The 21,153-nt window shown below is 74.5% G+C and carries 19 protein-coding genes; 7 read left to right on the top strand and 12 right to left on the bottom strand.

Annotated features, from left to right (window positions below; translation table 11 throughout):
- The first annotated feature begins 215 nt into the window (after positions 1–215).
- Together RM844_RS03475 and RM844_RS03470 are read left to right on the top strand one after the other, a co-directional pair.
- The gene (locus tag RM844_RS03475) at positions 216–842 is read left to right on the top strand and encodes a ClpP family protease (protein WP_311664589.1); all 627 of its coding nucleotides are present in this window, start codon (positions 216–218) and stop codon (positions 840–842) included.
- A gap of 2 nt (positions 843–844) precedes the next feature.
- On the top strand, positions 845–1,447 hold the full coding sequence (locus tag RM844_RS03470) for a ClpP family protease (RefSeq protein WP_311664587.1): 603 nt from the start codon (positions 845–847) through the stop codon (positions 1,445–1,447).
- Positions 1,448–1,573: 126 nt separating this feature from the next.
- On the opposite strand, the gene RM844_RS03465 is transcribed toward RM844_RS03470, so the two are convergent.
- The 7 genes from RM844_RS03465 to RM844_RS03435 all read right to left on the bottom strand — a co-directional run bounded on the left by RM844_RS03465 (position 1,574) and on the right by RM844_RS03435 (position 7,953).
- Entirely contained in the window at positions 1,574–2,065 is a 492-nt protein-coding gene (locus RM844_RS03465; RefSeq protein WP_394814413.1) for a helix-turn-helix domain-containing protein, read from the bottom strand.
- A gap of 115 nt (positions 2,066–2,180) precedes the next feature.
- Positions 2,181–2,873 (bottom strand): lytic polysaccharide monooxygenase auxiliary activity family 9 protein, encoded by a 693-nt coding sequence (locus RM844_RS03460; protein WP_311664585.1) that lies wholly within the window; start codon positions 2,871–2,873, stop codon positions 2,181–2,183.
- Between the two features lie 181 nt (positions 2,874–3,054).
- Positions 3,055–4,650, bottom strand: a complete 1,596-nt coding sequence (locus RM844_RS03455) for an alkaline phosphatase D family protein (protein WP_311664583.1) — start codon at positions 4,648–4,650, stop codon at positions 3,055–3,057.
- Positions 4,651–4,869: 219 nt separating this feature from the next.
- Complete coding sequence (locus tag RM844_RS03450) at positions 4,870–5,217, bottom strand: DUF1330 domain-containing protein (protein ID WP_311664582.1); 348 nt, start codon at positions 5,215–5,217, stop codon at positions 4,870–4,872.
- 119 nt (positions 5,218–5,336) lie between these two features.
- Entirely contained in the window at positions 5,337–5,882 is a 546-nt protein-coding gene (locus RM844_RS03445; protein ID WP_311664580.1) for a gamma carbonic anhydrase family protein, read from the bottom strand.
- Between the two features lie 101 nt (positions 5,883–5,983).
- Positions 5,984–7,228 carry a L,D-transpeptidase gene (locus tag RM844_RS03440; protein ID WP_311664578.1) on the bottom strand — a complete coding sequence of 415 codons (1,245 nt, stop codon included), beginning with the start codon at positions 7,226–7,228 and terminating at the stop codon, positions 5,984–5,986.
- Positions 7,229–7,470: 242 nt separating this feature from the next.
- Positions 7,471–7,953 (bottom strand): hypothetical protein, encoded by a 483-nt coding sequence (locus tag RM844_RS03435; protein ID WP_311664576.1) that lies wholly within the window; start codon positions 7,951–7,953, stop codon positions 7,471–7,473.
- A 106-nt stretch (positions 7,954–8,059) separates the two neighbouring features.
- Here RM844_RS03435 and RM844_RS03430 point away from each other — a divergent pair, with 106 nt between their 5' ends.
- Entirely contained in the window at positions 8,060–8,233 is a 174-nt protein-coding gene (locus tag RM844_RS03430) for a hypothetical protein (RefSeq protein ID WP_311664574.1), read from the top strand.
- A 46-nt stretch (positions 8,234–8,279) separates the two neighbouring features.
- Here the strand turns inward: RM844_RS03430 and hutH are convergent, their stop codons facing one another.
- The 5 genes from hutH to RM844_RS03405 form a co-directional block, all read right to left on the bottom strand.
- Positions 8,280–9,821: a histidine ammonia-lyase gene (gene hutH / locus RM844_RS03425; protein WP_311665297.1), complete on the bottom strand. Its 1,542-nt coding sequence runs from the start codon at positions 9,819–9,821 to the stop codon at positions 8,280–8,282.
- A gap of 61 nt (positions 9,822–9,882) precedes the next feature.
- Positions 9,883–11,028 (bottom strand): GGDEF domain-containing protein, encoded by a 1,146-nt coding sequence (locus tag RM844_RS03420; RefSeq protein WP_311664572.1) that lies wholly within the window; start codon positions 11,026–11,028, stop codon positions 9,883–9,885.
- 666 nt (positions 11,029–11,694) lie between these two features.
- Positions 11,695–12,507 (bottom strand): enoyl-CoA hydratase-related protein, encoded by an 813-nt coding sequence (locus RM844_RS03415; RefSeq protein WP_311664570.1) that lies wholly within the window; start codon positions 12,505–12,507, stop codon positions 11,695–11,697.
- A gap of 73 nt (positions 12,508–12,580) precedes the next feature.
- Complete coding sequence (locus RM844_RS03410) at positions 12,581–13,633, bottom strand: adenylate/guanylate cyclase domain-containing protein (protein WP_394814412.1); 1,053 nt, start codon at positions 13,631–13,633, stop codon at positions 12,581–12,583.
- Between the two features lie 203 nt (positions 13,634–13,836).
- Positions 13,837–14,706 (bottom strand): biotin--[acetyl-CoA-carboxylase] ligase, encoded by an 870-nt coding sequence (locus RM844_RS03405; protein ID WP_311664566.1) that lies wholly within the window; start codon positions 14,704–14,706, stop codon positions 13,837–13,839.
- Positions 14,707–14,862: 156 nt separating this feature from the next.
- Between RM844_RS03405 and RM844_RS03400 the strand changes: the two genes are divergently transcribed.
- The 4 genes from RM844_RS03400 (at position 14,863) to RM844_RS03385 (ending at position 21,097) form a co-directional block, all read left to right on the top strand.
- Positions 14,863–16,449: an acyl-CoA carboxylase subunit beta gene (locus RM844_RS03400; protein ID WP_311664564.1), complete on the top strand. Its 1,587-nt coding sequence runs from the start codon at positions 14,863–14,865 to the stop codon at positions 16,447–16,449.
- A 47-nt stretch (positions 16,450–16,496) separates the two neighbouring features.
- A complete protein-coding gene (locus RM844_RS03395; protein ID WP_311664562.1) occupies positions 16,497–16,691 on the top strand; it encodes an acyl-CoA carboxylase epsilon subunit in 195 nt (64 codons plus the stop codon).
- A 286-nt stretch (positions 16,692–16,977) separates the two neighbouring features.
- Complete coding sequence (locus tag RM844_RS03390) at positions 16,978–17,637, top strand: ThuA domain-containing protein (protein ID WP_311664560.1); 660 nt, start codon at positions 16,978–16,980, stop codon at positions 17,635–17,637.
- A gap of 328 nt (positions 17,638–17,965) precedes the next feature.
- The gene (locus RM844_RS03385) at positions 17,966–21,097 is read left to right on the top strand and encodes a ThuA domain-containing protein (RefSeq protein WP_311664558.1); all 3,132 of its coding nucleotides are present in this window, start codon (positions 17,966–17,968) and stop codon (positions 21,095–21,097) included.
- The last annotated feature ends 56 nt before the right edge of the window (positions 21,098–21,153 follow it).

The raw sequence follows: 21,153 nt of genomic DNA, 5'->3' as shown, positions 1-21,153 counted from the left end.
CCGGGGGCGCTCTCCCCCGTTCCCGTCCCACTCCCCCGCTCCGCATTCCCTTCCGCTCCGCACTCCGTTCGCACCCCCCGTCCGAAGGGCCGCTCTGCCCGCGGCAGATCTGCCGCCAGCCGAGATCGGCCCCCAGGGCGGGGGCGCGGGCGCAGGGTGGTGGGGACGCCGCGATCGAGGCCGCGGTGTCCGGGACGACGAGCAGGAGGAGAAGTGTGAGGACCCCACCCATCGCCGCCGCCGAGGGGGAGACCCAGGCGACGCGGTTCGACGACGAGCTGAGCGCCCGGCTGTTGACCGAGCGGATCGTGTTCCTGGGCAGCCAGGTCGACGAGGTCTCCGCCAACCGGGTCTGCGCCCAGCTGCTGTTGCTGTCCGCCGAGGACCCGCGCAAGGACATCAGGCTCTACGTCAACAGCCCTGGCGGCTCGGTGTCGGCGGGCCTGGCCATCTACGACGTGATGCGGCTGATCCCCAACGACGTGTCCACGCTGGCCATGGGGTTCGCGGCGAGCATGGGCCAGTTCCTGCTCACCGTCGGCACCCCGGGCAAGCGGTACGCGCTGCCGCACACCCGGATCATGATGCACCAGCCCTCGGCCGGCATCGGCGGCAGCACCGCCGACATCGCGATCCAGGCGGAGAACCTGGAGTTCACCAAGTCGACGATGGAACGACTCATCGCCGAGCACACCGGGAACAGCCCGGAGACCATCGCCGCTGACAGCGACCGGGACCGCTGGTTCACGGCCGAGCAGGCCAGGGAGTACGGGATGATCGACCGGGTGCTGACCTCGCTGCCCGACGTCCGCCCGGACGCCCAGCGCAGGACGGGGTTCTGAGGATGAGCCAGTACACGATCCCCACCGTGATCGAGCGCACCCCGCACGGGGAGCGCGCCTTCGACATCTACAGCCGGCTCCTCTCCGACCGGGTGATCTTCCTGGGCACGGAGATCGACGACGGGGTGGCCAACGTGGTCATCGCACAGCTGCTGCACCTGGAGTCGAGCAACCCGGAGGCGGAGATCTCGATCTACCTCAACTCCCCGGGCGGCTCACCCACCGCGCTGATGGCCGTCTACGACACCATGTCGTTCATCAACGCGCCGATCGCGACCTACTGCGTCGGCCAGGCCGGCGCCACCGCGGCCGTGTTGCTGGCCGCCGGCGAGCCGGGCCGGCGGGCGGTGCTGGAGCACGCCCGGGTGCTGCTGGGCCAGCCGGCGGCCGGCGGGCGGCAGGGCACCGTGGCGGACCTGGCCATCCAGGCCAAGGAGATGCTGCGCATCAGGAGCCAGTTGGAGGAGGTGCTCGCCCGGCACACCGGCCACGACGTGGCGACGCTCCGCGCCGACATGGACCGGGACCGGGTCTACACGGCGCGGGAGGCGGTCGAGTACGGCCTGGCCGACCACGTGCTCAGCAGCCGGCAACGGCCGGCCTGAGCGGCCCGCCCGAGCGGCGGCGGGCGGCGGGCAGCACGGGCCGCGCGGTCGGCGGTCGGCGGCGGACCCGGGGGCGCGTGGCGCCCGTTCACCCGGCGGGCGCACCGCGCCGGCCGCGCGCCGCGGTCAGGCCGCCAGCAACAGCGGCGCGCCGCCGCGGGCGGGGCCGGCCGCGGCGGCGCGCCGAGCCAGCAGGGAGGTGGCACGGCCGTCGGCCGGCCGCGGCGGCTCGGCCGGGGCGGTCCGCGGGGCGGGCGCGGCCGACGGCTCGGCCAGCCGCTCGCCGGCCAGCGCCAGCAGATCGACCAGCCGGAGGTCGAGCGCGTGCGCGGCGGCGGCCAGCACCTCGGACGACGCCTCCTTGCGGCCGCGCTCCACCTCGGAGAGGTAGGGCATCGAGATCCGCGCCGCCTCGGCCACGTCCTTCAACGTCCGGCCGCGGGCGAGCCGTTCGCGGCGCAGCACGTCGCCCACCACGTGGCGCCAGAGCGGCTCCCTGGCGTCCCGCCGCTCCCGGGCGGGGGGCGGCACCGGACGCAGGAGGCGGACGTCGGGCCGGCCGCCGGCGCGGGCCTCGGCACGGACACGGGCGCGGTCTGACGCTTGGCTGCTGGTCACCCATCCAGGGTAGGAGCGGCGGGTCGGTTCGCACCGGGAGCGGCGTTCCGCCCCCCGCGAAATCCCCCGTGAGATCCCCGCGGGCCCCCGGCCCGGAGACCGGGGGCCAGTCGGCTCAGCCGAAGTTCACATCGCTGCAGATGTAGTACGACTGGTCGGAGTGGGAGGCCTGCCAGATCGTGTACACGATGTGGTGCCCGGTGCGGCCCGGCGCCGAGACGTCGACCAGCATGTTGGAGCTGGGCGCGATCCGCTCGGTCTCGGCGAGCAGTTCGAGGTCGCCCCAGCCCAGTTCGTCGGTGGTCGGGTCGAAGCCCTGCTTGGTCACGTAGACCAGCAGGTAGTCGGCGCCGTGCAGGGCCTGGTCGTGGAGGTTGACGGTGAAGTCGTTCTGCACGTCGGCGGTCTGCCAGGCGCCGGGGGTGTCCATCGCGGCGTAGCGGCCGTCACCGGTGAGGCCGGCGCTGCACAGCTGGCCGTCCGGGATGGCGCCCTGGTGGTCACCGGCGACGCCCTCCCGGTAGAGGCCGTTCCAGTTCCACATGGCGTTGGTGTCGGCCTGCCAGGCCGCCCAGCACATGGGGTCCTGGTCGGCCATCTCCGGGTTCTGGAAGTCGGAGCCCCAGCGGTCCCAACAGCCGTAGTTGCGGGACGGCGGGTCGATCACGGAGCCGTGGGCGGAGGCGCCGCCGGCCAGGGGCACCAGCAGCAGCATCGCCACCGCCGACAGCAGGCCCACCACACGTACGCCCCAACGCCGCCCGGCGTGCGGGCTGTTGACGCGGTTCTCGGTTCGTTCTCGGGTCATCTGGCGGTCGCCACCTTCCGTTTCGTGGGGGTCACGGAAATGAACGGGAGCGCTCCCATATTTAGCCAGCCCGTTACCCGTGGACATGACACCGAAACCGTTCGCCGGGAGTTCGACACGTTCGCGAACGAGTTCGACGGTCGGCAAACGATTTCGGTGTCGTGGACGGCCCGCCGGTGGGTCAGGCCGGCTGCGCGCCCGGCTGGCCGGCGGCGACGGCGAAGGTGGCGACCGTCTCGATCCCGGAGCCGGGGATGGTGACCATCGGCGTCACCCGGTAACTGACCCGCAGCTCCTCGGGGGTGGCCTGGACGACCGTGTAACCCCGCTGCGAGCTGTGCCACTTGAGGTGTGGGTTGACCCCGGGGGCCAGCCAGGCGGCGCCGACGTCGTCGGTCGGCGAGCCGTCCTTGCCCGAGGTGACCGAGGAACCGGCGAACTCGGTGGCCACCGCCGGGGCGTGCTCGTCCGCGAAGTCCAGGGTGAGGTCGGCGACCACCGCCCGGTGGATGTCGCCGGTGACCACCACCGGGTTGTTGACGTTCCGCTCCCACAGCCCGGTCAGCAGCCGGTCGCGGGCGGCGGTGTAGCCGTCCCACATGTCCAGCCCCGAGGTGTGCACCAACGGGTCCGGGTCCTGGTCGACCTGGGCGACCAGCGTCTGGTTGGCCAGCACGTTCCAGGTGGCCGCCGAACGGCCGGCGCCGTCCAGCAGCCAACTCTCCTGCTCGGCGCCGAGGATGGTCCGCTCGGGGGCCGAACGCTCGATGTCGCAGCCGGACTTGGTGCCATCACCGCAGACCTGGTCGTCCCGGTGTGAGCGGGTGTCCAGCACGTGCAGGTCGAGCAGCGAACCGAAGCCGAGCCGGCGGTACATCCGCGCCTCGGCGCCGTTGGGGCGCTGCGGCAGCCGCAGCGGGAGGTGTTCGTAGTACGCCTGGAACGCGGCGGCCTTGCGGGCCCGCCAGGCGACCGGGTCGTCGTCCGGGTAGCCGTCGGAGTCCGACTGGGCGAAGTCGGCCGCCCAGTTGTTCTCGACCTCGTGGTCGTCCCAGGTCAGCACCCAGGGGAACGCCTGGTGGGCGGCCTGGAGATCGAGGTCGAGCCGGGTGAGGGCGTGCCGGTTGCGGTAGTCGACCAGGGTCTGGGTCTCGCGCTGGAAGGAGGCGTCCAGTGCGACGCCGCGCACCCCGCCGGTCTCGCCGACCCCGTACTCGTAGAGGTAGTCGCCGAGGTGCAGCACCAGGTCCAGGTCCTCGCCGGCCATGTGCCGGTAGCCGGTGTAGAAGCCCTCGTACCAGCACTGGCAGGAGGCGAAGGCGAAGTTGAGGGCGGCGCCGTCGGTGCGCGCGGTGCGGGTGCGGCCGACCGGGCTGATGTCGCCGCCGGCCCGGAACCGGTAGACGTAGTCCCGGCCGGGGGCCAGGCCGGCGACCTCGACGTGGACGGAGTGCGCCAGCTCCGGGGTGGCCCGCTCGACGCCCTCGGCCACCACGGTGCCGAAGCTCTCGTCCTCGGCGACCTGCCACTCGACGTCCACCACGAGTTCCGGCATCCCGCCCCGGCCGTCGAGCGCCAGCGGATCGGGGGCCAGCCGGGTCCACAGCACCACCCCGTCCGGCAGCGGGTCGCCGGAGGCGACGCCGAAGGCGAACGGGTCGCCGGCGAACCGGGGCGCGGCCCAGGCGGAGCCGGCGCTGAACCCCGCGGTGTGCAGGGCGATTCCGCCGAGGGAGGCGCCGGCCAGACCGAGGAGACGACGTCGTGTGAGATCCATCGAGGGTGAACCCGTCTGTGCAGGAGTGCTGACGAGGGGCCACCCTTCTGGCCGGCGGGCGGTTTTCGGCGGAGGCTCGCCTGACACTCACCGCCCCGGGGGGATATCGCCGCCGGGCGGTCACGCCGGCGACGACCGTCGGTGAAGTCCTGGCCGGCACCGTCGCGGGCCCGGCAATGTCCCACCAAGCGGCGTCCCGCCCGCGGCGGCCTCGCCGGGTCAGGCGGGGAGCGCGGCGCGGAGCGCGGCCGCGGTGGTCGCGGCGTCGTACCCGGCGGGCACGCCGGGCAGGAAGATCAGCTCGCCCGGCAGGTGCGCGGTGCGCAGCGGCAGGATCTCCTGGTAGGCGGGGGAGGCGTACCAGGCGTGGGCGGCCGCCAGGTCGGGGAAGGCGACGAGCACCACGTCGCCCTCCCACTCCCCCTCGATCCGCTCCGGGGTGACACCGTGCACCAGGAACCGGCCGCCGAACGGCTCGAACGTCTCCTGGATGCGCTCGATGTAGGTGGCGACGTCCGGGTGCGGGGCGGCGGTGGGCTGCAGGCGGGCGAGGGCGTAGGCGGTCACGAGGGTCTCCTGGGGTTCGGGCGCCCGGTGCTTCCGGTGCTGCCGGGCATGGCGCCATCCTGCGGTGACACCGCCGGCGGTGTCGATGACCTGCCAGGTCATGCCGCCGGCCGCGGGCCTCAGGCGGGCCCGCCGCGCAGGCCCGACGCGGCGTAGCGGGCGGCGAGCTGACGGTAGCGCTCGGCGTTGGCGCGCAGCCCCGCGGTCTCCTCCTCGGTCAGCTCCCGGCGCACCCGGCCGGGCACGCCCGCCACCAGGGTGCCGGGCGGCACCTCGGTGCCCTCCAGCAGCACGGCGCCCGCCGCGACCAGCGCGCCGGCGCCCACCCGGCTGCCGTTGAGCAGCACCGCGCCCATGCCGACCAGGACGTCGTCGGCCACCTCGCTGCCGTGCACCACGGCGCGGTGGCCGACCGAGACGCCGGCGCCCAGCCGGGTCGGGAAGCCGGGGTCGGCGTGCAGGACGCAGCCGTCCTGCACGTTGCTGCCGGCGCCGATCTCGATGGTCTCGGTGTCGGCGCGCACCACGGCGCCGAACCAGACGCTGGCCTGCGCGCCGACGGTGACCCGGCCGACCAGGGTCACCCCGGGCGCGAGCCAGGCGGTCTCGGCGACGCGCGGGGTGTGACCGTCGAAGGGGTGGCCGGGCGTGCGGTCTCCAGTCATGGGGCCACTGCCTATCACGGCCGGTGGGGGCCGGGGAACGGGCGAGGGCCCGGGAAGCGGCTCCCCGGGCCCTCGCCTGCGGCCGATGTCGGCGGCGGGCGTCAGACGGCGCTGCCGGCGACCCAGTCGTCCCAGCTCATGTTCCAGCCGTTGAGGCCGTTGTCCGGGGTGATCGTCTCGTCCGGGGAGTTGACCACCACGACGACGTCGCCGAGCAGCGACTCCTCGTAGAACCAGGCACCGTCCTGGTCCGGGTCGTCCGCGCCCTGCTCGTCGTTGAGGCCTATGCAGCCGTGGCTGGTGTTGGCGGAGCCGAAGGTGTTGTCGGAGGCCCAGTAGTTGCCGTGGATGAAGGTGCCGGAGGTGGAGAGCCGCATCGCGTGCGGAACGTCCGGTATGTCGTACTCGCCCTCGCCGTCGTCGTCGGTGAAGCCCACCGTCGCGCCGTCCATCCGGGTCTCCTTGTACTTCTCGGAGATCACCATCTGGCCGTTGTAGGTCGGGGTCTCGTCGCTGCCGGCCGTGATCGGGATGGTACGCAGCGTCTCGCCGTCCCGGATGATCTGCATCTCCTTGGCCGCCACGTCCACCGTGCTGACCTGGGCGCGGCCCACGGTGAAGCTGAAGTCGCGGTCCTGGACGCCGGTGATGCCCGGGGCGCCCTCCAGCCCGTCGAAGTCGAGCGAGACGTTGACCGTGGTGCCGGCGTCCCAGTAGGACTCGGGCCGGAAGTCGAGGCGGGTGCCGTCGAACCAGTGGCCGACGACCTCCTGGCCGCTGCTGGCGGTGACCGAGACGGCCTGCTGCACCTCGGCGCGGTTGGTGATCTCCTGGTCGAAGTTGAGCGAGACCGGCATCCCGATGCCGACCTCGGAGCCGTCCTCGGGGGTGAAGTACCCGATGAAGCTGTTCTCCGGGGAGACCGTGGTGAACGCGGCGACCTGGTGCGCGGCGCGGCCCTCGGTGTCACTGGCCCGCACGGTCAGCTCGTACCGGGTGGCGCGGTCCAGCTGCTCGTCCGGCTGCCAGGAAGCCCCGTCGGCGGCGATCGTGCCGGGGACCTCGGCGCCGGCCTCGGTGGCGGTCAGCACCACCTCGTCCAGCGTGCCGTCCTCGACCTCGACCCGGACGTCGTCGTTGATCCCGACGCCCTCGGCGGCGTCCTCCGGGGTGATGGATATCACCGCCGCCGAGGTGTCCGCGTCCTCGGCCGCCTGGTCGGCCGCCGACTGCTCGGTCTGCTCGGCGCCGGGCGAGTCGCCTTCGTCGTCGCCGCCGCTGCAGGACGTCAGCGCCAGGACGCCGCAGAGCAGCGTCGCCGCCGCGGTGAGGCCCCTGCGTCGCATGCCTTCAACCATCAGAACTCATCCGCAATCGCTCGTCGTCCGCTGCCGCGCCTCCTGGAGGGCACAGGAGGGAAACGTCGGAAAGCGGCAGCTCGTTCCACCATAGGCGAAGCTGAGGGGTGAGCTGTGCGCGGAGTGGTCGGATGCGCCCATGCGCCGGCTCGCCGGCGAACACTCCCGCGCTCGACCAACTGGCCAGCGCCGCTGGGTGGTTCGCCGTGTGGCCCGCCCTCGGTCCCGCGCTAGCGGCGGTCCCGGCCGGTGGACCGCTCGGGGCCGTCCGCGTCGTCCGGGGGCTCCTCGGCCAGCTCCTCGTGGTCCAGGGCGTCCTCGGCCAGCTCCGTGGTGTCCGGGCCCTCCCCGAGGGCGTCCAGGCCGTCCTCGTCCAGCCCTTCCCCGTCCAGGTCGTCGTCCAGCTCGTCCGCGCCGTCCCAGGCCAGGCCGGGGTCGAAGGCGGCGCGCTCGCTGCTCCAGGAGGCCTGGGCGAGCACCACCCCCGGCACCTCGTCCACCAGGTCGATCGGATCGATCAGGTAGGCGACGGCCTCCGCCTCGTCCCGGGAGACGGCGCGCGCCGCCTGCTCGCGCTCCTCCGCCGGGAGCAGCTCGTCGCTCTCGATCCGCGACCAGGCCGCGCTGACCAGCTCGTCGGGCTCGGCGATCTCCAGCACCATCTCGACCCGCACCCGGACGTGACGTGCACCTGAGGACAGCTCTTCGCTCATGACGGGGAGCGTAAGACCCCGTGCCCCCGGCTCTTCCCCGCGACCCGCACCGGGCCGTAACATCGCTCTTCATGCCGCCGGTACGCACCAATTCTCGGAGCAGCACGTGAACGGTCAATCGCGCACCTCGGACCGCCGTTCCCTGGTCAACGGCGTGGTGGCCGCGCTGGTACTCGGCCTGGTCTGGCTACTGCCCTCCGCCTACCAGGACAGCGACGCCTCCACCTCCTACCCCTCGGTCATCCCGCTCGACCAGCCGTTGGAGCCGGGAGCCAGGTAGGCTCCCGGCCCCGCGGGGCCGGCGCCGTCCGCACCGCGGGCCCGGCTCAGGCCAGTGGTCCGGTGACCGACTCGGCCGCCCGCACCAGGGTCCCGTCCGCGACCAGGCCCTCGGCCGTCGCCAGCTCGGGCGCCAGGAAGCGGTCCCCGCCCGGCCCTCCCAGGCCCCCGCCGCGGACCGCCGTCAGCACCGCCCGGGACGCGGGGGCCGGCCGCAGCTCCGCCGTGGCGCGCAGTTCGAGCGCGCGGCCGGCCGCGTACAGCTCGATGCCCAGCACCCGGGTCAGCAGGGTGACCGCCGTGCGCAGCTTGCGCGCCGCGGACCAGCCCATCGAGACGTGGTCCTCCTGCATCGCCGAGGACGGGATGGAGTCGACCGAGGCGGGCTGCGCCAGCCGCTTCAGGTCGCTGACCAGCGCGGCCTGGGTGTACTGCGCGATCATCAGCCCGGAGTCCACGCCCGGGTCCTCGGCCAGGAACGGGGGCAGGCCGTGCGAGCGGTGCCGGTCCAGCAGCCGGTCGGTGCGGCGCTCGGCCATGGAGGCCAGGTCGGCCGCCGCGATGGCGAGGAAGTCCAGCACATAGCCCAGCGGGGCGCCGTGGAAGTTGCCGTTGGACGCGACCCGGCCGTTCACCACCACCGGGTTGTCCACGGCGGCGGCCAGCTCCCGGTCCGCGACGGCCCTGGCGTGCGCCAGGGTGTCCCGGACGGCGCCGGCTACCTGCGGCGCGCACCGCACCGAGTAGGCGTCCTGGACCCGAGGCGCGGTGTCCTGGTGGTGGCCGGTGAGGCCGGAGCCGGCCAGCACCCGCAGCATGTTGTCCGCGCTGGCGGCCTGCCCGGGGTGCGGGCGCACGGCGTGCAGCTCGGGCTCCAGCACCCGGTCGGTGCCCAGCAGCGCCTCCAGGGTGAGGGCGGCCGTGATGTCCGCGCTGGTGACCAGCCGGTCCAGGTCGGCGCAGGCCATCAGCAGCATGCCGAGCATCCCGTCGGTGCCGTTCAGCAGCGCGAGCCCCTCCTTCTCGCGCAGCTCGACCGGGGCGATGCCGTGCTCGGCGAGCAGCTCGGCGGCGGCCCGCAGCCGGCCGTCGGGGCCCTCGGCCTCGCCCTCGCCGAGCAGCGTCAGGGCGCAGTGGGCGAGCGGGGCGAGGTCGCCCGAGCAGCCGAGCGAGCCGTGCTCGTGGACCACCGGGGTGATGCCCGCGTTGAGCAGCGCGGCCATCGTCCGGGCCACCTCGGGCCGCACCCCGGTGTGGCCCGAGGCGACGGTCTTCAGCCGCAGGAACATCAGCGCCCTGACCACCTCGCGCTCCACCCGGGGGCCGAGGCCGGCCGCGTGCGAGCGCACGATGTTCCGCTGGAGGCGGGTGCGCAGGTCCGGCTCGATGGAGCGGACGGCCAGCGCGCCGAAGCCGGTGGACACACCGTAGACCGGCTCGGTCCTGGCGGCCAGCTCGTCGATGACACGGCGGGCCGCCGCCATCGCGGCCAGCGCGTCGTCCGCCAGCTCGACCCGGGCGTCGCCGCGGGCGACGGCGAGCACCTCGGCTGCGGTCGGCGGGGTGGAGTGGAGCACCACACTTGGCATATTCATATTCACGAGCCTAAGAGAGTGAATCGGAAACCAACGACGGGGGATCCGGCCCGCGTCAGCCGGACCGGCCGTCCGGCGGCCGGCGCCCCCGGAAGGCGCGCCGCTCGCGGCCGGCCGGCCCGCCGGCCAGCGCCGCCACCCGCTCCCAGTCCCGCGCGCCGGCCACCACGGGGGACGGCGAACGGGCCGCCTTGGCCCGGTACTGGGCGGCGTCCGCGAGCCGGAACAGCCGGCGGCCCGAGCGCAGCCGGCCCGGCACCGCGACCGTGGACGCCACCCCGCAGGCCACCCCCTCGCTCAGCTCGAGGGCGGCGGCGCCCCGGCAGACCTCGGCCGCCGCCCGCTCCACGTCGGCCGGCTCGGCGCCCACCGCCAGCAGGCAGAACTCGTCGCCGCCGAGCCGGGCGGCCAGCGCCCCCGGCAACCCGTCGGCCGCCTGCGAGAGGACCCGGGCGAACCGGATCAACAGCCGGTCCCCGACCGCGTGGCCGTGGGTGTCGTTGACCCGCTTGAGGCCGTTGACATCGCAGACCACCAGGGTCAGCGCGGCGCCCGCCGACCGGTGCCGGCGCAGCGCCTCGGCCAGCGCGTGGTCCACGGCCCGCCGGTTGGCCAGCCCGGTCAGCGCGTCGCTGAACGCCAACCGCCGGGTCTCCGCCAGCCGTTCGTACTGCGCCAGGCCGGCGGCCAACACGGCGGCGAGCGCCGGCGCGAAGGCCATCTCCTCCGGGGTGAACGTCGGCTGCGCGGGCCCCCTGGCGACCCGCAGCTCCCCCCACACCCCGCCGTGCAGCAGGATGGGCGCGACCAGCGCGGACCCCCGCCCCCTGGCCCGCAGCCAGCTGGCGTGCGGCCCGGCGCCGTCCGGCTCCGCCAGCCGCGCCGCCTCGGGCGCGTCGGGCGCACCGGGCGCGGCTCGGCCGGCGGGGGGCGGGGCGTCGGGGAACGGCTCGTCGACGCGGAACTCGGCATCCGGGACGGGCTGTTCGTCCGCCGTCAGCTCCCCCACGTTGACCAGCACCCGCAGCCGGAGCCCGCCCGTCCCACCGGGCTCCCGCTCGCGGACGGATATCGCCGCGAAGGAGCCGTCCAGGGCCCGCCGCGCCCGGTCGGCGCCGGCCAGCGCGGCCTCCACGAGGCCGCGCTCGGCGGCCATCCCCCGCGCGACATCGACCACCGCCCACAGCCTCTGCTCAGCCATGCAGCCAGGCTATGGCGCCTTCCTCCGCTTTGTTACCTTCAGCTACTCCTGCCCGTTCCCGTGACGTTCGCCCCGGGCGGACCGGCTACCGCCGGGGCTCACGGGGACCCGGACCGGCCCGGGTGGACGGGCCGCCGAGCCCTGCCGGGGGCTGGGCCCACCGCCGCACGGCGAAGGCCGGCCCCGATGACGCCCACCGGCCCGGCCGGCCATCCCCGGAGGTGGGCCCACTACCGCCCGTATCCCCCACAGGGGCCGCTCCCCGCCCGCCGTCCGCCGCTGGCCGGCCGGCTGCCTCGACGAGGGGCCAGCCCCGCCGGGGGCTGACCCACCACCGCACCGCGAAGGCCAGCCTTGAGGACGCCCACCGGCCCGGCCGGCCGCCCCGAGGGCGGGCACGCCACCGCCCGTACGCCCCACAGCGGCCACTCCCGTCCGCCGTCCGCCCCTGACCGGGCGCGGCCACCACGGCAAGGGCCGGGCAGCCCGCGGCCGCCCCGCCGCACGGCGGAGGTCGGCCCCGAGAACGCCGGTCGGCCAGTCCACCCCGCCCCCGCATCACCCCGGCGCCCCGCGGCCCGCGGCCGCACCGTGGTGAGCGGCGCCGAGGACGCCGACCGGCCGACCGGCCGACCGGCCGACCCGCCCCGGCACCCGGCCGGCGGCTCAGGTGTCGAGGCCCGGCCAGTCGGGGGTGCGGCGCTCGTTGAACGCGGCCACCCCCTCGACCCGGTCGGCGGAGAAGGCCACCTCGTGCCAGGCCGCGTCCTCCACCTCCAGGCCGGCCGGCAGGTCGAGCCCGTGCCCGACCCGCAGGGCCCGCTTGGCGGCCCGCACGCCGACCGGCGAGTTCGCCGCGATCCGCGCGGCCAGCTCGGCCGCCGCCGCGCGTTCCGCGCCGGCCGCCGCGACCTCGTCCACCATGCCGAGCGCCAGCGCCTCGGCGGCCGGCACCTTCCGGGCGGTGAAGATCAGCTCGGCGGCGCGGGCCGCGCCCACCCGGCGCGGCAGCAGCTGGGTGCCGCCGCCGCCCGGCAGTACCCCGACGGACACCTCGGGCAGTCCCAGCACGGCGCTCTCGTCGGCCACGATCAGGTCGCAGCTGAGCGCCAGCTCGTAGCCGCCGCCCAGCGCGAAGCCGCGGACCGCCGCGATCACCGGCATCGGCAGCCCCAGCACGCCGCCGAAGGCGGCCCGCAGCACCCGTCGTTGCCGCCGCAGCCCGGCGTCGTCCAGCCGGTTGCGCTCCTTGAGGTCGGCGCCCACGCAGAACGCCCGCTCGTGGGTGGAGCCCAGCACCACCGCCCGGGTGGCCTGGTCGGCCGCCAGCGCGGCGCACGCCTCGGCCAGCCGCCGCGCCAGCTCGGCGGAGAGCGCGTTCATCGCCTCCGGCCGGTCCAGCAGCAGCGTGGCGACCCCGGTCTCCGGGTCGTGGCGCAGTTCGATCCAGTCTCCGTACCGCTCTACCCGCTCAGCCATGGGCGGCATTATCGACCGCCGGGCGCCGCCCGTCAGCCCCGCCGGCCGGCCCGGCGCGGGGGACGGCCCCGGCTCAGCCCCGGCGGGTCAGCAGCCAGGGCTCGACGATGCCGAGGCCACGGACCGGCCGCTGGTAGAGCGGTTGCAGCGCGAACCGGTACCCCTCGGTGGTGTCCGCCGCCTTCTCCGAGCGCGGCGCCAGGCCGGCGGCGGTCAGCTCCTCCCGCAGGGCGCCGTCGACCAGCACCATGTCCTTGGGCGCTATCGACGTCAGCCGGCTGGCCAGGTTCACCGTGTTGCCGAAGACGTCGCCCATCCGCGTGGTCACCGTGCCGAAGGCGATGCCCACCCGCAGCTCCGGCATCATCGGGTCGGCGCCGAGGGTCTCCACCAGCCGCAGCCCGATCTCGGCCGCGGTGCCCGCGTCGTCGGCGGCGAACAGCACCTCGTCGCCGAGGGTCTTGATCAGCCGGCCGCCGTGCGCGGCCACCTGGTCGGCCGCGGTGGTCTCGAACGCCTCGACCAGCTCGCCGAGTTGCTCCTCCTCAAGGCGCCTGGTGAGCCGGGTGAAGCCGACCAGGTCGGCGAAGCCGACGGCCAGCCGGCGGTCCACCATCTCCGCGTCGTCCTGTGCCTGCACCACCCGCCCGGTGGCCGCGGCCAGCTGCCGCCGCCAGACGTAGACGATGAACTCCTGCAGCTCCGGGAGGAGCAGCTCGACCAGCGGGTAGGCCACCTCGGTCCGGGTCATCTCGGGCTCCGGCGGCTCGGTGAGGCCCTCCAGGAAGGAGTCGATCTGCCAGTCCGCCAGCCGGGCCGTGGTCTGCCCGGTGGAGCGGGCCACCTGGATCGCCATCGGCTCGCTCAGCAGCCCGGCCTCGACAAGGCCGGCCAGCCGGCGCAGCGCCAGCACGTCCGCCTCGGTCAGCGCCTTGGCCTGGCCGATGTCGGGGAAGCCCATCGCCCGCCAGAACCGGGAGGCGAGGTCCATCGGCACGCCGGCCGCCCGGGCCGCCTGGAACGGCGTGTACTGCCGCTCCGCCCCCAGGATCAGCTGCTCGATGCGCAACGCGAGGGGGTCCTCGTCTTCCGCCGGCTCGGGCGGACCAGGGTCAGCCCCCGCCACGGCCACCGCCCGATCTCGCGAGGAGAGTCCCTTCGTCGTGCACTGTCCTACCGTTCCGCTTCGCCGCGCCCCGGTGGCGCGGTCCTGACGTCCTGCCTGGCACCCGCCCCCACGCCGCCGGTCGGCGGACCGGGGACGATCCGCCGCTTCGCCGCGTACTCACGAGTCCCCGAGCACCAACCCTACGGCAGGTGTGCCCTAAGTCACGTCGCCCGGAGGTGGACGATGTCACCGGCCGCGACCGGGTGCCGGGCGCCCGCCCGGTCCTCGATGACCAGCCGCCCGTCGCCGTCCAGCGCCACCGCCGTGCCGCGCAGCTCGCCGCCGCCCGGCAGCTCGGCCCGCACCGGGCGGCCCAGCGTCGCGCAGCCGGCCGCGTAGGCGTCGGCGACCGGGCCGACGCTGGGGTCGCCGCCGGTCGCCGGGTCGCCGCCGGCGGCCACCCAGCCCGTGTACCAGGTGTCGAGCGAGCGGAGCACGGCGCGCAGCAGCGGGTCCCGGTCGGTGTTCGGGGCGCCGGCCAGGGCCAGCGAGCCGGCGCCCGGCACCGGCAGCTCCGCGGCCCGCAGCGAGACGTTGAGCCCGATGCCCAGCACCACGCCGCCGTCCGGCACCCGCTCGGCGAGGATGCCGCCCAGCTTGCGCTCCACGCCGTCCACGGTGACCAGCAGGTCGTTGGGCCACTTCAGGGCCGTGTCCACGCCGGCCGTGCGGGCCAGCGCGCCGGCCACCGCGACGCCGGCCAGCAGCGGCAGCCAGGGCAGCCGCTCGGTCGGCACCTCGGGCTCGGGGTCGAGCAGCACCGAGAAGAACAGCCCGGAGCGCGCCGGGGCGCTCCAGCTGCGGCCCAACCGGCCGCGCCCGCTGGTCTGCTCCTCGGCGACCAGCACCTCGCCGGGGGCCGCTTCGCCGGCCCCGGCCGCGGCGGCCAGGTCGGCGTTGGTGGAGCCGGTGGCCTCCACCACGCGCAGCCGGGTCCAGCGGCCGCTGGGCCGGATCAGCGCCGAGCGCAGGGCGGCCGCCCGCAGGGGCGGGCGGTCGAGGTCGGACCAGCGGCCGGACGGAGTGCTCATGGCCGCCACCCTACGGGTGTGACCGGCGCCACCACCGGCCGGCGCCGGTCGGCCGGTTAACCTACGGTTCGGTAGCCGGACGGCGCCGCCCGCCCGGACGGGCGCCCGCCGCCGGGAGCCAGGACAGGCAGCAGACAGGCACGAGGAGGAGCCCGCGTGGCAGCCGACGCCGAAATCCGCGGTACCGCTGGCAAGATCGCCGACTTCCACCGACGGGTGACGGAGGCCACCCACGCCGGCTCCGAGCGGGCGGTCGCCCGGCAGCACGCCAAGGGCAAGCTGACCGCCCGGGAACGGATCGAACTGCTGCTGGACGACGGCTCGTTCACCGAGCTGGACGAGTTCGCCCGGCACCGGGCGACGGCGTTCGGGATCGACGCCAACCGGCCGCCGGGGGACGGCGTGGTGACCGGCTACGGCACGGTGGACGGCCGTCCGGTCTGCGTCTACTCGCAGGACTTCACGGTCTTCGGCGGCTCGTTGGGCGAGGTCTACGGCGAGAAGATCGTCAAGGTGATGGACTTCGCGCTGAAGACCGGCTGCCCGGTGATCGGGATCAACGACGGCGGTGGGGCGCGCATCCAGGAGGGGGTGGCGGCGCTCGGCATGTTCGCCGAGATCTTCCGCCGGAACGTGCACGCCTCCGGGGTGGTGCCGCAGATCTCGCTGATCATGGGCCCGTGCGCGGGCGGCGCCGTCTACTCCCCGGCGATCACCGACTTCACCGTGATGGTCGACCAGACCTCGCACATGTTCATCACCGGACCCGACGTCATCAAGACGGTGACCGGCGAGGAGGTGGGGTTCGAGGAGCTGGGCGGCGCCCGCACCCACAACACCCGGTCCGGGGTGGCCCACCAGATGGCCGGGGACGAGCACGACGCCATGGACTTCGTCCGGGCGCTGCTGGCCTACCTGCCGTCCAACAACCTGACCGAGCCGCCGGCCTACCCGGCGGAGCCGGACCCGGGGGTGACCGAGGCGGACCGGGAGCTGGACACGCTGGTCCCGGACTTCGACCACCAGCCGTACGACATCCACCAGGTGCTCGAACGGGTGCTGGACGACGGCGAGTTCCTGGAGACGCAGCCGCTGTTCGCGCCCAACATCGTCACCGGTTTCGGCCGGGTCGAGGGCCGTTCGGTCGGGGTGGTCGCCAACCAGCCGATGCGGTTCGCCGGTTGTCTCGACATCCACGCCTCGGAGAAGGCGGCGCGGTTCGTCCGCACCTGCGACGCGTTCAACATCCCGGTGCTGACCTTCGTGGACGTGCCCGGCTTCCTGCCCGGCACCGAGCAGGAGTTCCAGGGCATCATCCGGCGCGGCGCCAAGCTGATCTTCGCCTACGCGGAGGCCACGGTGCCGCTGATCACGGTGATCACCCGGAAGGCGTTCGGCGGCGCCTACGACGTGATGGGCTCCAAGCACCTGGGCGCTGACCTCAACCTGGCCTGGCCGACGGCGCAGATCGCGGTGATGGGCGCGCAGGGCGCGGTCAACATCGTGCATCGCAGGACGCTGGCCGGGATCGCGGAGGGGCCGGCCCGAGAGGCCGAACGGGCCCGGCTCACCGCCGAGTACGAGGAGGCGCTGCTCAACCCGTACGTGGCGGCCGAGCGCGGCTACGTGGACGCGGTGATCGCGCCGTCCGACACGCGGCGGCAGATCGTCCGCGGGCTGCGCGCGCTGCGTGGCAAGCGGGCCCAGCTGCCGCCGAAGAAGCACGGCAACATCCCGCTGTAGCACGGCCGTACGTCCCGTCCGACCGGTCCGTCCAGGAGGTACCACGAGTGATCACCGTGACGCGGGGCAACCCGACGCCCGAGGAGTTGGCCGCGGCCATCGCCGCCACCCTCGCGGTGGCGCGCGGCCGGGCGGGGGCGGCCCCGGCGCCGCGCGCCGACGCCTGGTCGGCGCCCCGGCCGGCACGGCCGCTGCCCGCGCCGGGGCCGGACGCCTGGCGGACCAGCTTCTGGCCGGCCTGAGCCCGCGGCCCGACCGCCAACCCCCGTTCTGTTGACCGGTGTTCGCCGGTCCATCCGTGCCGTTCCCGTTTCGCCGGGCGCCGGCGCCGCGCAGTGGCTGCGCGGCGGCCGGCGCCCGCGTGGTTTCGAAAACTTTTGCCGGGACCGCGCCGCAAGCCTTGACGGCCCTGGTGGCCCGTTCCTACAGTGCCGAGCGGAATCCGATTTCTTTCGAAACTTTTCGACCCAGCGGCCGGGACCCGAGGGGCCCGCACCGACCGGAACGGCACGAGAGGAGCGGGGACCCATGACCCCCGGACGGCGGCAGGCGCTGGTGGTACGCGGCGGTTGGGACGGCCACCAGCCGCGGGAGACCACCAACCTCTTCCTGCCCTTCCTCGACGACCACGGCTTCCGGGTGGTCGTCGAGGACACCCTGGAGGCCTACGAGGACGAGAAACTGCTCTCCCAGACCGACCTCATCGTCCAGTGCTGGACGGCGGGCGACATCACCCCCGGCGAGAGCGCCGGCCTCGCGGCGGCCGTCCGGGCCGGCACCGGGCTCGCCGGCTGGCACGGCGGGATCGTGGACGCCTTCCCCGCCGACCCCGGCTACCCGCTGCTGGTCGGCGGCCGGCGGGTACCGGGGGCGCCGACCGGCGCCACCCAACTGATCACCCCGGCGCCGGAACACGCCGACCACCCGGTGCTCGCCGGCCTGGACGCGTTCACGGTGCCGGCCGAGCCCTACTGGGTGCACGGTGACCCGCTCAACGACGTGCTGGCCACCGTCACCTTCGACGCCGACGAGACCCGGGCCCGCCCGGTCGCCATCCCCGCGGTCTGGACCAGGCGTTGGGGCCGGGGGCGGGTCTTCGTCTCCACCCTGGGCCACGACCTGGCGGACTTCCGGGTGCCGGCGGTGCGCGCCCTCACCGAGCGCGGCCTGCTGTGGGCCAGTCGCTGAGCCAGCCGGCGAACCCCCACCGAACGGCCACCGAACACCTGCTGAACGTCCCCTGAACGTGCTCTGAGCACCCGCCGAACAACCCCACCAGCCAGGCCCCCTGGGCCCGCCCGCGCCGCCCCGCCGGTGGCGCGGCGCTCCCCGGTGCCCCGCTCCCCGACTGATCGACTGATCGACTTCGAGACGTTCTCGCGACCGGCGCCCCCGCCGGCCGCGGGGCACCGCCGGGCCACCCCAGCGCAGCACCGGCCCGGCGCGCGGCGGCCGCCGCCGGGTCCAGCCCCGAAGGCGGCCGCGCACCACCCCCACCCCTCTGTGAGGAGCCGCGTTGCGAACCACAGCCCAGCACTTCCGCAGATCGACGGCGCGGGTCGGCGCCGTCGCCCTCGCCCTCACCCTCGGCGCCGGCGGCATCGCCGCCGCCCACCCGGGTCACGGCGAGGAGACCTTCCAGGCCCTGGTCTTCAGCAAGACCGAGGGCTTCCGGCACGACTCCATCCCGGCCGGGATCGCGGCCATCGAGGCGCTCGGCGCGGACCACGGGTTCGACGTCACCGCCACCGAGGACGCCGCCGTCTTCAACGACGCCGACCTGGCCGACTACGAGGTCGTCATCTGGCTCTCCACCACAGGGGACGTCCTCGACGACGACCAACAGGCCGCCTTCGAGCGCTACATCACCAACGGCGGCGGCTACGCCGGCGTGCACGCGGCGGCCGACACCGAGTACGACTGGCCCTGGTACGGCGAGCTGGTCGGCGGCTACTTCGCCGGCCACCCCGAGCCACAGACCGCGACCATCCACGTCGAGGACGCCGACCACCCGTCCACCGCCGCCCTGCCGGCCGAGTGGGAGCGCCACGACGAGTGGTACGACTACGCGCCCAACCCGCGAGGACACGCCCACGTGCTGGCCACCCTGGACGAGGGCAGCTACCAGGGCGGCACCATGGGCGACGACCACCCGATCGCCTGGTGCTCGGAGGTCGACGCCGGCCGCGCCTGGTACACCGGGCTCGGCCACACCGCCGAGTCGTTCGCCGAACCCGCCTTCCTGGCACACCTGCTCGGCGGCATCCGCAGCGCCGCCGGCGTGGTCGAGGCGGACTGCTCGGGCGGCGAGGACGGCGCGCTGGCGGCGGACTTCGAGAAGGTCACCCTGGACGACAACACCAGCAACCCGATGGAGCTGGCGGTCACCGACGACGGCCGGGTCGTCTACGTGGACCGCAACGGCGACGTCATGGTGATCCACCCGGGCGGCCACGTGGTCAGGGCCGGCAGCATCCCGGTCTACGTCGGGCAGGAGTTCGGCCTGCTGGGCATCGCGCTGGACCCGGACTTCGCGGACAACGGCTGGCTCTACCTCTACTACTCGCCGGCCGGCGACGAGCAAGTGGACCGGGTGTCCCGGTTCACCCTGTCCGGCGACACCCTGGACCTGGGCAGCGAACAGGTCGTCCTCGACGTCGAGACCCAGCGCCAGGAGTGCTGCCACGCCGGCGGCGCCCTGGAGTTCGACACCCAGGGGAACCTGTACATCGCCACCGGCGACAACACCAACCCGTTCGCCTCCGACGGCTACACCCCGATCGACGAGCGGGCCGACCGCGGCGCCTGGGACGCCCAGCGGACCTCGGCCAACAGCGACTCGCTCAACGGCAAGATCCTGCGGATCACCCCGCGGGACGACGGCTCGTACACCATCCCGGAGGGCAACCTCTTCGCCGAGGGCACCGAGCGGACCAGGCCCGAGATCTACGCGATGGGCTTCCGCAACCCGTTCCGGATCGGCGTCGACCCGCTCACCGACGGCCTGTTCGTCGCGGACTACGGGCCGGACGCCGGGGCCGCCGACCCCGAGCGGGGCCCGGACGGCCGGGTGGAGTGGAACATCGTGGACGAGCCCGGCTTCTACGGCTGGCCGTACTGTGTCGGCGAGAACACCCCCTACATCGACCACGACTTCGCCACCGGCACCTCGGGCGCGGCGTTCGACTGCGCGGCCCCGGTCAACGACTCGCCGCACAACACCGGACTGACCGAGCTGCCGCCCGCCATCCCGGCCGAGCTGTGGATGGGCCAGGGCACCACCAACACCCCGGAGATCGGCGGCAGCGGCGCGCCGATGACCTCCGGCGCCTACCAGTTCGACCCCGACCTGGACTCGGACCGCAAGTGGCCCGAGACCTACGACAACACCGTGGTCTTCGCCGACTGGAACGACAGCCGGATGTTCTCGCTGCGGCTCGACGAGGAGCGGACCGGCGTCAGCGAGGTCACCAGGTTCCTGGAGGAACTGGAGTTCAACCGGCCACACGCCCTGGAGTTCGGGCCGGACGGCGCGCTCTACGTGATCGAGTGGGGCAGCGGCTTCGGCGGCGACAACACCGACTCCGGCGTCTACCGGGTGGACTTCACCGACGGCAACCGCTCCCCGGTCGCCCGGGCCACCGCGGACCGCACCTCGGGCCCGACCCCGTTGGAGGTCAACTTCGACTCGGCCGGCTCCGCCGACCCCGAGGGCACCGCGATCACCTACTCCTGGGACTTCGACGGGGACGGCACCGAGGACAGCACCGAGCCCACCGGCTCCTTCACCTACACCGAACCCGGCGCCTACACCGCGCGGCTGACCGTGACCGACGCCGAGGGGCGCGCCGCCGTCTCCAACGTGTCCATCGTGGCCGGCAACAACGCGCCCGAGATCACCGTGACCGCGCCGCTGGACGGCGGGTTCTTCGAGTTCGGCGACACCATCGCCTACGAGGTGTCGGTGACCGACGAGGAGGACGGCGAGATCGACTGCCAGCAGGTGGTGGTCCAGCCGGCGCTCGGCCACGACGAGCACTCACACGGCCACGACCTGCACTACGGCTGCTCCGGCAGCTTCCCGCTGCACGGCGACGAGGGCCACATCGGCGCCAACATCTTCGGCACGATCACGGTCACCTACACCGACGGGGGCAACGGCGCCGCCCCGCCGCTGACCACCCAGGAGGTGCTCGTCCTGCAGCCCAAGCACCGGGAGGCGGAGCACTTCGACGCCACCGGCCGGCTGGCCGACGCGGACAGCGACGGTGATCCCGGCGTGATCGTCGAGGAGACCGGCGACTCGGCCGGCGGCGGCGACAACATCGGTTACATCGAGGACGGCGACTGGTGGGCCTGGGAGCCGACCAACCTGACCGCCATCGACGAGATCGGGCTGCGGGCCGCCTCCCCTGACCAGGGGGCGACCGTCGAGGTCCGCACCGGTGACCCGGACACCGGCCCCACCGTGGCGACCATCGAGGTGGCGGCCACCGGGGACTGGCAGGTGTACCAGGACTTCACCGGACCGGTGAGCGACGCCGAACCCGCCAGCGGGCCGCTGTACTTCGTCAAGACCAGCGGCCAACTCAACGTCAACTGGGTCGAGTTCATCGGACAGGGGGTGACCGAGCCGGCCGCCGACTGACGCGGGTGGCCAGGCGCCCCGGCCCGCGCTCCCCCGCGTGCCGGGGCGCCGGCACG

The organism is Streptomyces chisholmiae, assembly GCF_031845445.1.
GTDB classification, from domain to species: Bacteria; Actinomycetota; Actinomycetes; order Streptomycetales; family Streptomycetaceae; genus Streptomyces; species Streptomyces chisholmiae.
The sequence above is the reverse complement of the archived record's forward strand: the minus strand, read 5'-3'. Positions and strand labels throughout refer to the sequence as shown.

What these genes read in the sequence shown, in the direction of transcription:
- RM844_RS03455 (WP_311664583.1), bottom strand. Translation starts at nt 4,650, where the DNA reads ATGGATCTCACACGACGTCGTCTCCTCGGTCTGGCCGGCGCCTCCCTC.
- hutH (WP_311665297.1), bottom strand. Translation starts at nt 9,821, where the DNA reads ATGCCAAGTGTGGTGCTCCACTCCACCCCGCCGACCGCAGCCGAGGTG.
- RM844_RS03390 (WP_311664560.1), top strand. Translation starts at nt 16,978, where the DNA reads ATGACCCCCGGACGGCGGCAGGCGCTGGTGGTACGCGGCGGTTGGGAC.
- RM844_RS03420 (WP_311664572.1), bottom strand. Translation starts at nt 11,028, where the DNA reads ATGGCTGAGCAGAGGCTGTGGGCGGTGGTCGATGTCGCGCGGGGGATG.
- RM844_RS03435 (WP_311664576.1), bottom strand. Translation starts at nt 7,953, where the DNA reads ATGAGCGAAGAGCTGTCCTCAGGTGCACGTCACGTCCGGGTGCGGGTC.
- RM844_RS03415 (WP_311664570.1), bottom strand. Translation starts at nt 12,507, where the DNA reads ATGGCTGAGCGGGTAGAGCGGTACGGAGACTGGATCGAACTGCGCCAC.
- RM844_RS03470 (WP_311664587.1), top strand. Translation starts at nt 845, where the DNA reads ATGAGCCAGTACACGATCCCCACCGTGATCGAGCGCACCCCGCACGGG.
- RM844_RS03445 (WP_311664580.1), bottom strand. Translation starts at nt 5,882, where the DNA reads ATGACTGGAGACCGCACGCCCGGCCACCCCTTCGACGGTCACACCCCG.
- RM844_RS03440 (WP_311664578.1), bottom strand. Translation starts at nt 7,228, where the DNA reads ATGCGACGCAGGGGCCTCACCGCGGCGGCGACGCTGCTCTGCGGCGTC.
- RM844_RS03405 (WP_311664566.1), bottom strand. Translation starts at nt 14,706, where the DNA reads ATGAGCACTCCGTCCGGCCGCTGGTCCGACCTCGACCGCCCGCCCCTG.
- RM844_RS03460 (WP_311664585.1), bottom strand. Translation starts at nt 2,873, where the DNA reads ATGACCCGAGAACGAACCGAGAACCGCGTCAACAGCCCGCACGCCGGG.